At 45.8% G+C, this 12,589-nt stretch carries 12 protein-coding genes and 1 tRNA gene; 7 read left to right on the plus strand and 6 right to left on the minus strand.

Features of this window, described 5'->3' with window-relative positions; translation table 11 throughout:
- From QQM41_RS08330 to QQM41_RS08345, 4 genes are read right to left on the minus strand one after another with little or no spacing between them, the layout of a single operon-like run.
- The gene (locus QQM41_RS08330) at nt 1-723 is read right to left on the minus strand and encodes a pyridoxine 5'-phosphate synthase (RefSeq protein WP_339076832.1); all 723 of its coding nucleotides are present in this window, start codon (nt 721-723) and stop codon (nt 1-3) included.
- Nucleotides 720-1,691, minus strand: coding sequence for a 4-hydroxythreonine-4-phosphate dehydrogenase PdxA (gene pdxA, locus QQM41_RS08335; protein ID WP_339076833.1), 972 nt, complete (start codon nt 1,689-1,691; stop codon nt 720-722). Before pdxA ends, QQM41_RS08330 begins: the two co-directional genes overlap by 4 nt.
- Before the next feature lie 53 nt (nt 1,692-1,744).
- Nucleotides 1,745-2,407 (minus strand): glycosyl transferase, encoded by a 663-nt coding sequence (locus tag QQM41_RS08340; protein ID WP_339076834.1) that lies wholly within the window; start codon nt 2,405-2,407, stop codon nt 1,745-1,747.
- A 54-nt stretch (nt 2,408-2,461) separates the two neighbouring features.
- Nucleotides 2,462-2,956, minus strand: coding sequence for a protein-export chaperone SecB (locus QQM41_RS08345; protein WP_339076835.1), 495 nt, complete (start codon nt 2,954-2,956; stop codon nt 2,462-2,464).
- Nucleotides 2,957-3,212: 256 nt separating this feature from the next.
- On the opposite strand from QQM41_RS08345, the gene QQM41_RS08350 reads away from it, so the two are divergent.
- The 5 genes from QQM41_RS08350 to QQM41_RS08370 all read left to right on the plus strand — a co-directional run bounded on the left by QQM41_RS08350 (nt 3,213) and on the right by QQM41_RS08370 (nt 5,989).
- Nucleotides 3,213-3,560, plus strand: coding sequence for a lipopolysaccharide assembly protein LapA domain-containing protein (locus QQM41_RS08350; RefSeq protein WP_128105909.1), 348 nt, complete (start codon nt 3,213-3,215; stop codon nt 3,558-3,560).
- Nucleotides 3,553-4,266: an orotidine-5'-phosphate decarboxylase gene (pyrF, locus tag QQM41_RS08355; RefSeq protein WP_339076836.1), complete on the plus strand. Its 714-nt coding sequence runs from the start codon at nt 3,553-3,555 to the stop codon at nt 4,264-4,266. The genes QQM41_RS08350 and pyrF overlap by 8 nt, the downstream gene beginning before the upstream one ends.
- Nucleotides 4,267-4,291: 25 nt before the next feature.
- The gene (locus tag QQM41_RS08360; RefSeq protein ID WP_339076837.1) at nt 4,292-4,933 is read left to right on the plus strand and encodes a phosphoribosylanthranilate isomerase; all 642 of its coding nucleotides are present in this window, start codon (nt 4,292-4,294) and stop codon (nt 4,931-4,933) included.
- 71 nt (nt 4,934-5,004) lie between these two features.
- Nucleotides 5,005-5,095: transfer RNA gene (locus tag QQM41_RS08365), tRNA-Ser, on the plus strand.
- Nucleotides 5,096-5,344: 249 nt separating this feature from the next.
- On the plus strand, nt 5,345-5,989 hold the full coding sequence (locus QQM41_RS08370; RefSeq protein WP_339078091.1) for a TetR/AcrR family transcriptional regulator: 645 nt from the start codon (nt 5,345-5,347) through the stop codon (nt 5,987-5,989).
- Here QQM41_RS08370 and QQM41_RS08375 read toward each other — a convergent pair.
- On the minus strand, nt 5,949-7,406 hold the full coding sequence (locus QQM41_RS08375) for an NCS1 family nucleobase:cation symporter-1 (RefSeq protein WP_339076838.1): 1,458 nt from the start codon (nt 7,404-7,406) through the stop codon (nt 5,949-5,951). The two genes, QQM41_RS08370 and QQM41_RS08375, sit on opposite strands and share 41 nt — an antisense overlap.
- Nucleotides 7,407-7,534: 128 nt before the next feature.
- On the opposite strand from QQM41_RS08375, the gene hydA reads away from it, so the two are divergent.
- Nucleotides 7,535-8,935 carry a dihydropyrimidinase gene (gene hydA, locus QQM41_RS08380; protein WP_339076839.1) on the plus strand — a complete coding sequence of 467 codons (1,401 nt, stop codon included), beginning with the start codon at nt 7,535-7,537 and terminating at the stop codon, nt 8,933-8,935.
- Here hydA and QQM41_RS08385 read toward each other — a convergent pair.
- Nucleotides 8,932-9,942, minus strand: coding sequence for a 2OG-Fe(II) oxygenase (locus QQM41_RS08385; protein ID WP_339076840.1), 1,011 nt, complete (start codon nt 9,940-9,942; stop codon nt 8,932-8,934). The two genes, hydA and QQM41_RS08385, sit on opposite strands and share 4 nt — an antisense overlap.
- Nucleotides 9,943-10,161: 219 nt before the next feature.
- Here QQM41_RS08385 and QQM41_RS08390 point away from each other — a divergent pair, with 219 nt between their 5' ends.
- Entirely contained in the window at nt 10,162-12,579 is a 2,418-nt protein-coding gene (locus QQM41_RS08390) for a TonB-dependent receptor (protein WP_339076841.1), read from the plus strand.
- Nucleotides 12,580-12,589: the final 10 nt, after the last annotated feature.

Consider the following 12,589-nt stretch of genomic DNA (forward strand, 5'->3'; position numbering starts at 1 on the left):
TTAAAGAGCCGCACCTTCTGCAATATGGCGTTTCATGTTTTGAACAACGGCTGCCAGACCATCAAAAATGGCCTGTCCAATCAGAAAGTGCCCAATGTTAAGTTCTCGCAGCTCTGGCAAGCCTGCTATGGGGCCAACGTTTTCAAATGTCAGACCATGCCCTGCATGTACCTCCAGCCCAAGTGCGGCGGCTTGTGTGGCTGCGGCACGCAGGCGTTCCAGTTCTTCGGCTTTCCCTTCTGCGTAAGCGCCAGTGTGAAGTTCTACTACTTGTGCGCCTATTTTGGCGGCAGCTTCTATCTGTACGGGTGAGGGGTCTATAAACAGCGAAACACGAATACCTGCTTGGGCGAGTTGTTGCACTTTTGGTGTAAGTGTTTCTAGCTGTCCTGCTACGTTCAGGCCACCTTCCGTGGTGAGTTCCGCACGCCGTTCGGGCACAAGGCAGCAGGCATGGGGGCGTAAGCCAAGGGCTATGCCAACCATTTCATCAGTTGCGGCCATTTCCATATTAAGAGGTGCCGCAATTTTTGCGCGCAGGCGTTCCAGATCTTTATCACGGATATGGCGTCTATCTTCACGTAGATGGGCAGTAATGCCATCTGCACCAGCCTGAATAGCCAACAAGGCCGCGGCAACGGGATCTGGATATGTGCCACCACGTGCATTGCGAATGGTAGCGACATGATCAATGTTGACGCCAAGCCGGATAGCTGAAGTCATGCTGCGTTCCTTCTGTTCTGCGCAAGCTGTGCTGCCAACCGAATGGCCGCAACAAGGCTGCTTGGGTCTGCCTTGTTCTGCCCCGCAATGTCAAAGGCTGTACCATGGTCGGGTGATGTACGAATAATGGGCAGACCCAGCGTTACATTCACGCCTTCTGCCATATCCAGCGTTTTGAGCGGGATCAGCCCTTGGTCATGATACATGCATAAGGCCACATCATAACGGCTGCGGGCTGCGGGTGTGAACATGGTATCTGGCGGCATGGGGCCTGTAATGTTGAGCCCTTCCTGCTGTAACGTTTTAATGGCAGGGGTGATAATCTGCTGCTCTTCATGCCCCATTAAACCGTTTTCCCCTGCGTGAGGGTTTAATCCGGCTACAGCAATGCGTGGTGCTTTCAGCCCAAAATCGCGCTTGAGCCCAGCCGCGACTGTGCGGGCTGTTTTAATAATCAGCTCTGTATTTAATTGTTCCAGCGCGTGGCGGAGGGATACATGCACAGTAACAGGCACAACCCTCAGAGAGGGGCTGGCCAGCAGCATCACTTCATGCCCCGGCACATGGCATAGTTCTGCCAGATAGCTGGTGTGCCCCGGATGTTTAAACCCTGCGCTTTGGATAACTTCCTTGCTGATAGGGTTGGTAATAATGGCGGAGGCTTCACCATTCTGGGCCAGTTCTACCGCCAGACGGATGCTTTCAATAACACTGGGTGCGTTCTGGCGGTCTGGTTCTCCGGGGGAAGCAGGTGTTTCCAGACGGAGAGGGAGTACAGGAATGGCGTGAGAGAAAACATCCGTTCCCTGTTCCAGATAACGCACAGTTTGCACTGGAGCATGTTGTTCCAGAAGAGTGGGGTCTCCTACAAAAACAAAAGGAAGCCCACTTTCGCGTAATATGCGCCATGCTTTTACAGTAATTTCAGGTGCAATACCTGCTGGGTCACCTTGTGTTAAAGCAAGCATGGGCTTCTTCCTTCAGTGCAGGAAAATATGAGTATGTGGGCAGGCAGAAACGCTCAGAAATGGTCTGGCGTAAAGGCGCTAAGGAACTGATACAGCACGTTAGGTGCAAAACCATATTCTACAGCCATAACGGCATCCGGGCAAAGGGCGCGATACCATGTAGGATTAAAGTGATCAGACAGTGAAATGGAATTGGGAAGACTATGTGCTGAATGAAGTAGGTTCATAAACGGGGCCAGCCCCTGCAGGTTTGGATCAGCAGGTCTATTTTGCAGGTAGATGTTTGGATCAAAAAATAGATGGCCGGAACGCTTTTCTTGATCGCCAGATCGTAGGAAATGATCATACCCATTTACAAAACCGCCTGATTGCAGGTTTTGTTCCGAGATATCAGGATAGCGCTGGCGATAATAACGTTCTGAAAAGAGGTAATGCGGGGAAAAGCTTTTGTAGCCCTCGTTGCAGTAATGCTCAAAGCCAGAAGTATAGGTGCCGTTTGTAATGGCTTCTGCCGCTTGGGAACAATTAACCCGGTACCATTCCTCGTTGAAATATCTGTTTGGTGAATGGCCGGAGGGAGCGCCTTCGGTTTTATACCAGTGTTCAAGTTCCTGATCAGAAAAAGACAGCAAAGCATCCATAATTGCGCCGTATTCTGCGCGGTACCAATTTGCATCAAAAGAGTACCATAAAGCTTTGGATGCTTTAGCAGCCATAGTTTGTTATCTTTCTTTTGCAGGTATAAAAATCAACAGGCCGGAATGTTGCTTTCAGCCTACAGCGCGGCGGTTGCGCCATAATGCGGCAAAATCAATCTGCTGCATGATAACAGGCAGAAAGCCTGCTTCACGGCATAGAGTGCCTAGCATATTGCGTGCAGCCGGGTAGAGAAGGCGCGGGGCTTCAATAAGCAGCAGGGTTTCAAAAGTTTCGGCTGTTGCATGTTGCAACGTAAAGATACCTGCATACACCAGATTAACATCAAACAAGGGTGTGATTTCTTCTCCTTCCCGTTGTGCAGGAAGATGCCCCTGGCAACGCAAGATAAGTTCAACTTCAAAATTTGGCTGGTTTTCACCCATTTGATGGGCACGCACATCTACAGAAACACCAAGGTGTGGGCGGTCTGTTACGCGTGTGTAAACTGCAGGTGCGCCGAGAACCTGAAATTCAACAGATTTAACGTATTGGATTCCCATCTGAATAGACGGTGCACGAGGTGTTTGAGAGGCACCGCCAAGTGAATCTGCAGTCTCGGTATTCATGATGGATGTCTGATCCTCAGGAGTAATGTCGCAAACAGAAATGGCTCATTATTCAGGAAAAATGAGCAAAACAATACAATCCACATCAGCCCTAGCAGATTCAGGCAGTTGCGGCGAGAGGAAACACAATAAAGTTCTTTATCTATTGCAGTTTGGTGATCCTGTAAAAAGGTGTGAAATATTTTATCATTAAGCGTGCAGTTGATGATATTCAGTCGCTTGTTCTTTATGTGTGATACGGCTACGACTTGCTATCATGATCAGGCTGATAATTGTTGTCCCATTCCTGCTGGCGCTTGTCGTGTTCAGTGCCAGTAATCAGGATCCGCTCGATATGTGGCTGCTGACATATAGCTGGAAATCTTCCGCTGGTGTGTTGGCGCTGTTGGTCGCTGCTGTTGCTTTTCTGCTAGGCGCGTTCTGTTTGTGGACGGCTGAATTCAAGCAGCGTCGGCGTGCGCGCAAGGCAGAACAGCATGTAAAGGAATTGGAAGCACAGCTTGCGCAAGTGCAGGTTGTATCCAGCCAACCGGTGGCTCCTGCGCCTGTAGCCGTGGCAACTCCGTCTGTTTCTCCTTCTTCGGGGGTAGAGCCACATGTCTGATACGGCAAGACAAACAGGTTTGATTGTGGCGCTGGATACACAGGATCCGGCACAGGCCAAGGCATGGGCTCACGCAGTGCAAGGTGCTGCGGGCGTTATTAAGCTTGGTATGGAATTTGCTTATGCGGCCGGTTTTCAGGCTGTAGCAGATGTGGCCGGGCAGAGGCCTTTATTTCTGGATCTCAAGCTGCATGATATCCCTAATACAGTTGGGGCAGCTGTAAAGGCACTTTCTCATTTGCGCCCTCGTATGCTGACACTCCATGCAGTTGGCGGCGTAGACATGATGAAAGCTGCGTGTAAGGCATGTGATGAAGCTTTTCCAGAGGGAGAGCGGCCATTACTGCTGGCTGTAACTGTGCTGACCAGCATGGATGATCAGGCTTTGGCAGAAGTGGGTGTGCCAGATGATACGCGCACGCAGGTTTTGCGTTTGGCACATCTGGCCATGGAATCCGGGATGGACGGATTAATCTGCTCAGCGCATGAACTGAAGGCCATTCGAGATGCTCTGGGAGATAAACCCGTTTTGGTAACGCCCGGTATTCGGCCCGCAGGTGCCGCGAAAGGGGACCAAAAACGTGTTATGACACCAGCTGAAGCGCGTGCCGCTGGAGCAGATTGGATTGTAGTGGGAAGGCCCATAACACAGGCAGCAGATCCGGCCGCGGCTGCCGCCGCCATTGCTGCAGAGCTGGCAGCATAAATCTGCTGTATAGATGGGGTGGGTTATGGACGGCGTTCAGACAGGCGTAAAAATCTGTGGCCTGACGGAAGAAGTCGGGCTTGAGGCTTGCGTGGAATATGGCGCCGATTGGATCGGTTTTGTTTTTTTTGAGCGCTCACCCCGTTATATAAGTGCTTTGCAAGCAAAGGCTTTGGCTTCTCGGATTACGGGTAGCATCAGGAAGGTTGGGCTGTTTGTGCGTCCTGATGATACTGTTTTGGAGCGGGTGCTGGATCAGGTAGATCTGGATATCTTGCAACTTTATACAACGCCTGAACGTGCCGTGCAGATACAAGCCAAGTTTGGGCGGCCTGTCTGGTTATCCGTACCAGTCGCATCACAGGCCGATTTGCCACGACTATGCGCGGTGGAGCGCCTTTTAATTGAGCCTAAGCCTCCTGTGCATGCAACACGTCCAGGCGGCAATGCACAGCAATTAAACTGGGATCTGCTGCACGGGTGGCAGCCTGGTTATTCGTGGATGTTGGCTGGGGGCTTGAACCCGGAAAATGTCAGCCAAGCTGTTGCAATAACTGGCGCTCCGGCGGTGGATGTATCATCAGGAGTTGAGAGCGCTCTGGGTATTAAGAGCCCGGATGCAATTGCCCATTTTATCCACAATGCGCGTAGCCCAGCCATTAGTTGAGATAAAAACATTATTTTTTCCGCTTTAGGTCTTGCCTGTTTCGAAAATTTTGCTATTACCTCTCTCGCGTCGGAGAGATGGCCGAGTGGCTTAAGGCGCACGCTTGGAAAGCGTGTGTACGTTAATAGCGTACCGAGGGTTCGAATCCCTCTCTCTCCGCCACAGTGCTTTTCCTTAAAAATATTGAACTTTATGAACCTGTCTTTCAGAGATTCTGTGCCGTTGTTCTGCACGGGACGTAAATACGGGGTCTTAGGGCTTTCTGTTGCCTCAACGTTATAAGGTTGAGAATCGTCTGGGCAGAAATGGCAGTGTCTAGAAAGAGGGGTAGCAGAGTTCTCTAAATAAGGACTGTTCGCTCTCAGTTTAATTTAGTAAGCGCGTATAGAATTCCAATTAGAGATTTTTGTAATTATGCGCAAAAATGGCAATGCCGAGCAAACTGTTGGCAATCCTCGTAAGCAAAATACGAGTCAAATCTTGGATGCCGCAGAAAAAGTGTTTGCCGTTCACGGTTTAAACGGCACACGTATAGATGACATAGCCAAAGCATGTGCGTTGCCAAAGGCAAATATTCTTTATTATTTCAACACAAAAGAAATACTTTACCAAGCTACGCTAGGACGGTTTTTGGATGATTGGCTGGGAGATGCCAATGTGCATCTTTCCGCAGATATGAACCCGCGAGAAGGTTTGCAAAGCTACATTCAGGCTAAAATGTTATTTTCCCGCCAGAGGCCAGAGGCCTCTCGCCTGTTTATGCATGAGCTTTTAGCTGGTGGTGAACAAATCCAGTTTTTTCTACGGGAAACACTGAAACCACACGTAGAGCACTTAGCGATCATATTTGCTGCATGGTATGAGAAGGGACTTATCAAAAAGATAGATCCCTTCCATTTCATGTTCATGCTTTGGGCGATGACGCAATCTTATGCAGATATGCAGGTACAATTTGCCGCAGTTTTAGGAAAAAAGCGCCTGACAAAGCATGATTTTGAAGCAGGCGCAGAAACAATCATGCAGTTGGTTGCCTCAATCTGTATTGATGCGGAATAAGGGAGCTAAGTAGTGTTTGTGCAAGCATGCCAATAACAAAACCAAAAAGGCATGAAAAATTTCGCACACTTTCCAAGCTGGGCAAGAAAATAAAAAGAACGCCGCATCCTGTACTGATAAACAGTGAGAGCAAGGCAATAGGATTAAATCCAGATTTATACCAATAAACATTTCTTTTGTCTGATGAATACAGAGCTTCGGTGACAATGTTTTGTTTCTTGATAAGATAATAATCTGCCAGAATGATACCGATAAGAGGCGTAATAAATGTGCCCAAAACATCAAGAGTCAAATGGATCAGTTCTGGACGTGCATATAAATTCCATGGCGTGAATAAGATGGCACCTATGGCAGCAATAAGCCCACCCTTGTGCCAAGAAAGAAGGTGAGGTGCCATATTAGAAAAATCAAAGGCAGCAGATACAAAATTAGCGGAAATATTAATGCCAATGGTCGCAATAACAATAGTTATCACGCCAACAATAGCTGTTCCTAAACTCGTAGTTTTGACGACCGTTTCTACGGGGTCAAAAATCATATGCCCGAATACAGGCAGTGTCAGTGTTATGGTAATAAGAGTAAGAAGTGAGAAGGCAAAAAAGTTAAACGGTAATCCCCAAAAGTTCCCTCGATTTATAGATTGCATACTCATGCCATAGCGTGAAAAATCTCCAAAATTTAAAATAATAGGTGCAAAAAAGGCAAGTATTAAGGCCATTGCATTTATAATGCCCAGAGTATGCGCAATAAGGCTAATAGATTGATGTGGTGCAAAAAATTGAAAAGAAAGATGCCACCCTGTTTTAGAAAACAACCAAATATCTAGTAAAGCCATCAGGCCATAAATAACGGGGCCAGCCCAATCTATAAAATGGCGTATGGCATCCATACCATTCCAAAAGACAAGGGTTTGTAAAGCCCAGACAATCAAAAAGGCCAACCATCCCACGTAGGATAATCCAAGAAAACCATGGTGTGTGGCATTGGCCCAAGGTTCTACAACAGGCCAGATTTTTAGAATGAGAATGACCAAAGCATTTGATGCTAACCACGTTTGAATGCCATACCACCCAACGGCTATAATTCCGCGTATGAGTGCGGGAATAATGGCACCGTACACGCCAAAGGTCATGCGCGCGACAACAGGGAAAGGGGCCCCAGTTTTAAAACTGGGTACAGCCATCAGGTTGCACGTTAATTGAACGAGCAGAATGGCAAAAAGCAGAGCTGCAAAAACATCGTATAGCGGGAGGCCTAAAGTAAATAAGCTTCCAACCGTGATGTATCCGGCAACACTATGAATGTCTGACATCCATAAAAACAGATAATCTTTCCATTGCCATGTGCGTGTCACAGAGGGCGCTAAATCCTCGTTTGTTAGGCGATTATCATGTGATGCATGATGCGTTCCACCCATAATGTTTCCCTACATTACGATTCGAATCCGAAATTATATTATTGACCAATTAGTCAGAATAACAATACGATTTCGATATGAAATGTATTTTGTTTTTAACGGTTAGAAAATAGAAAGGCAGCCACGTCATGCTCCATGTTAAAGGCGGAACGCTTGTTACGGCGGACGGCAGTAAGCGGGCAGATATTCTGTGTGGTGCAGATGGCAAAATAGCTCATGTGGCAACAACTATAGAAACACCTACAGGGTGCGATGTTGTTGACGCAGCAGGGCTATTGGTTATGCCAGGGGGAATTGACCCGCATACCCATATGGAAATGCCTTTTATGGGTACAATTGCAAGTGATGATTTTTATACCGGAACAGCTGCAGGTTTAGCTGGTGGAACAACCAGTATTATTGATTTTGTTATTCCTGATTCCAGAACATCTTTGGTGGATGCTTGGCAAGCATGGCGGAAAAAAGCCCAGAAATCTGCGGCTGATTATGGATTCCATGTTGCGATTACGCATTGGAATGATCAAATTTACCACGATATGAAAACCCTTGTAGAAGAATGTGGGGTTAATTCATTCAAACATTTCATGGCGTATAAAAATGCATTGATGGTGGAAGATGAGGCCTTTCTACATTCAATGCGCCGTGCCGCAGAATTAGGTGCTATTTGCACTGTCCATGCTGAAAATGGAGATGCAGTTGCTTACCTGCAGCAAGATCTCTTATCTGAAGGGCGCACAGGGCCGGAAGCGCATCCAGTATCACGCCCAGCTGCGGTAGAAGGGGAGGCTGCACATCGCGCCATTACTTTGGCGGGCTTGCTTGGGGTGCCTATTTATATAGTGCATGTTTCAACGCAGGAAGGCGTGAAAGCCATTTCTGAAGCACGATTGCGAGGGCAAGAGGTATACGGTGAAGTGCTGCCCCAGCATTTAGTATTTGATGAAAGTGTTTATGAGGGGTCTGATTGGTTGAAGGCGGCACAGTATGTCATGAGCCCGCCTTTTAGGTCCAAACATCATCAGGCAGCGTTGTGGGGCGGTATGATGTCTGGGCAGCTACAAACAACGGCTACAGATCATTGTTGTTTTTGTGCGCCACAAAAAGAAATGGGCAAAACAGATTTTACCCGGATCCCCAATGGCACGCCTGGAATTGAGGATCGGATGAGTGTTTTATGGCACTATGGTGTTAAAACAGGAAAACTGACGCCAGAACAGTTTGTGGCTTTAACATCTACAAATACAGCGCAAATTTTTAATTTGTATCCACAAAAAGGAAGCTTAGCGATAGGGGCAGATGCGGATATCGTGCTGTGGGATGCCGATGCAGAACGTACAATTTCTGCACAAACACATCATCAGAATGTTGACTATAATATTTACGAAGGAATGACGGTAACAGGTGTTGCAAAGAAAACAATAAGCAAAGGGCATCTTGTCTGGGATGAAGGGGATTTACGCGCAGTGCGTGGGGCAGGGCAATATATTGCACGCCAGCCAAAACGCAGAAATGTGCGTAAACCGCTTTAACCAGATTGTAGGCGTGCAGTATTTAGAGATTCTTCGTTAAAAGCAAAAGGTAAACAGGCATAGCGTTTACCTTTTGTAACGGGCTGAACAGCATGTAAAAGCGCGCTTGAAAAAATAAGCGCTCCTCCAGCAGGTGGACAAAACCTTTGACTGGAAAATTCAGGGAAAGTGAGTTCTCCACCTTCAAAAGTATCATTCAGATTAATAGAAATAGCAAAAAGTCTATGTTTGGCACCTTCCACTGTATTGTCTCTATGTGGAGAAAAGTGCCCTTTATATGCGGCATCATAACAGCTTACAATCATACGATCCATGCCAGTGACAGTGCATTGAAAGGCTTTGCGAATTTCAGGAACAACGCGTCTGATAATACGTGCTTGCAAACCTTTGATTAAATTTTGATTTTGTATTTTACAATCATAACGACGTTTAAAAAATGTATCTACCTTTTCTATAGTTGATCCATGTGCATTTTTTGTAAGCACACCTGAAGGTGTAGGGTTGTTATGATGGTAATAATGAATAAGGGCATGGCAAAATTCTTCCTCAAGAATGTCTGTTAACAAAAGTGCTGGAATAGGGACGTTTTGGTTTGGGATTGTATTTTTTAGAAAACGTTTGATGATGTCATACGCAATAGCATGTTGCGGGAGAACTTCTTTTATTCTTAACATTGGATCTGTTATAACGCATGTAATGTCCTCAATATTAATGCCGAAAATATTGTGAACATTACAGTCTAAGTCGTAAATATAATAAAAATCATCACTCTTTAATTTTTCATCCTGCGGCGATGTTGTAACAATAAAAATTTCTATGGGAACGGATTTTTTTAACTTGAGTAAATCTTTTAGTGTATCGGGCATTTTGCTTGTAAGACACATTTGCACAGCAGGCACAAACACCAGAATATTGTATTTTCCTGCGGCCATATCAAAGCTGTAATGCCCCCAGTTTGTAGAGCATTTTTGGGTAAAAATAGGTGCAGGATCTCCAGGAAGAATCATAAGATAATCCTTATTAAATCTAATAACTTTTTAAAAACCTACCCTATATAGGGGTGGGTTTCAATCATAATTCAGTTTCGTAATAAGTGTGATGCAGGAAAGACACAAAAGGGCAAAACTTAACCAAGCATTCAGATTTATGTTGCGAATTCGAAACATTAAAACATAACGTCTCTGTGTCCCCGCGATTTATCTTCTTTATCAGAGCTGAGAAAAAACATGCCTCATCCTCGTTTTTCAGTTGTTCATTTTCTCTTGGCTGGAACCATCTGTAGTTCAATTGCACTGGAGAATGCTGCATTTGGTCAGTCCATGTCGCATCCTGCAAAAACGGTAAGGGTACAAACTAAAAATACGAATAAAAAAACAGCATCACCTAAAAAACTTGGTGCGGTTGAATCCAAAAGCGGTCCTGAAGAAGTCCATGTGGGTGGGCATGCATTATCTGCTCAAGGTGTGACACGTCGTGCCCCAGGGGGAGGCTTGATGCGACTGGAGACCAGAGCAGGAACCATTCAGTCCGTTACGCGTGATGCTATTGCCAAACAGCCACCATCAGCTAATCCTGTTCAGGTTTTGGCGTTAACTCCCAGTGCATTTGTTACCCTTACAGAACCCTCCGGCATTGCGGGTGGCAACCTGATGTTGCGTGGTTTGCCAGGTGATCACGTAGGCTGGATTTACAATGGAGCTCCTGTAAATGACGTGGGAGATGGCGGATTTTACGCAAACCAAACATCTGATGGTGATAATCTAAAATCCGTTTCTTTGATGCCTGGTTCGGTTGATATTGATACACCCAGTATTTCTGCTGCAGCGGGGAGTGCCTATGCAGAACTTATAGATCCTTCTCATAGAAGGGGAGGGTTTGTAGATTTTTCCTACGGCTCCTACAATATGCATCGCGAATTTATCCGTCTTGAAAGCGGTGATATAGGAAACAGTGGTGTAAGAGCATTCGCTTCTTTTTCTAACACAGAATCCGATAACTGGCGCGGTCCGGGAAAGTTCACGCGTAAGCATGTAGATTTCAAAATGATCAAGGAGTTTACGCCAGAAAGCCGCTGGACTATTAACGCCAGTTATAACACCAATGTTCTACAGCTTGATGAAAACCCCACAAAAGAACAGTTTGGTGAATTTGGGAAAAATTACGATTACGATTCCCATTATCATTTAAATAACAAAACAAATTACTATAAGTATGGGCTTGATGCTTTCCAGAACTTGATAGCTTCAGCGCCCCTATCTGTTAAGCTGGCAGAAGGCTTGCGTTTTGATGATACACCATATCTTTGGTGGGGATCTGGCACTATTGGTGGGGTAAGCACCGTTGAGGATGGTAAAACGTATTCAGGAACGCAGCCTGTTGATGTAGACGTTGCAAATGGTACAAATGTCTATACGCCACTATATTTTAGTTATCATCGCACGGGCAATAATGCCAAGATGACATGGACAAAAGGCATTAACACCTTAACTTTTGGCTGGTGGTACGAATGGTCTCGTACAAACCAATCTACTCCCGTATCCTACATCAATCAGGCAGATGGTGGGCCAGCGAATATCTACGGAGATTACGGACCACATATTTATCGGACATCCGATGGAAACCGATGGTATCTGAATGACCATAATACGTTTACTCAGGTAAACATGTTGTATCTGGGTGATCGGGTGAAATTGCTACATGATAAGCTTGAATTGCAAGCGGGTATAAGGCTGGCTATGGTCAACCGTAAAGTAGACAGCTACGTGCCGAACATTCAGCAGCATCGTGGGCAGAATGTTTTTGAACCTCTTCCACAGTTTAGTGCCAGTTACAAATTTAATGATCACCATCAAATATATGTTCGCGGGGCAACAAACTTTAAAATGCCCAATAACAATACTATGTTTGAGCTGTATAATATTGATGGAAGCATGTCTACAGCCCCATCGGGTAATGTAAAACCAGAATACGCCATTAATGAAGAAATAGGTTACCGCTACCATGATGATCTTCTGGTAGGAGAAATTTCTTTCTTCAATTATAATTTTACCAATAGGCAAATGGGCGTTCTGAGCTATTTTGGAAGCGCTCCGATGTCTACAACAATGAACGTAGGTAACCAGACATCCCGTGGTGTGGATATTCAAATCGGAACACGGCCTATTTTTGGACACTTCAGGCCGTATATGAGTTTTGAATATCTTGATGCAACAATGGATTCAAACATCCAATATCTTAATGATTATCTGCATACAAAGGGCAAGCGTCCGGTAGGCACTCCGCATGAAATGGGTGCTTTAGGGGTTGATTGGGACAATGGGCATATTTTTGCCAACTTGAACCTTAAGTATATTGGCTCTCAGTATTCCACTTTGATGAATGATGAAAAACTGCATCCATATATTATGGATACAGTCACGCTTGGCTATAGATTTTCCAATAAGTGGTATCTGCGCTCTCCCCAGATACAGTTGAATTTTCAAAACCTTGCGGGCTCACTCTATCGGAATGGGGTATATTCTATGTCTCCATTTGCGCATGCAACAACTGGTGTGTACGGCACGCAATTCGCATCAGGAACAGCACCAACCTATACCTTGTCACCTGGGTTTGCCGTTTCGTTTTCAGTATCAACGGGTTTCTAATATCCCCGCG

Origin of the sequence: Acetobacter sp. AC2005 (assembly GCF_037901235.1) — a bacterium.
GTDB classification, from domain to species: Bacteria; Pseudomonadota; Alphaproteobacteria; order Acetobacterales; family Acetobacteraceae; genus Acetobacter; species Acetobacter oryzoeni.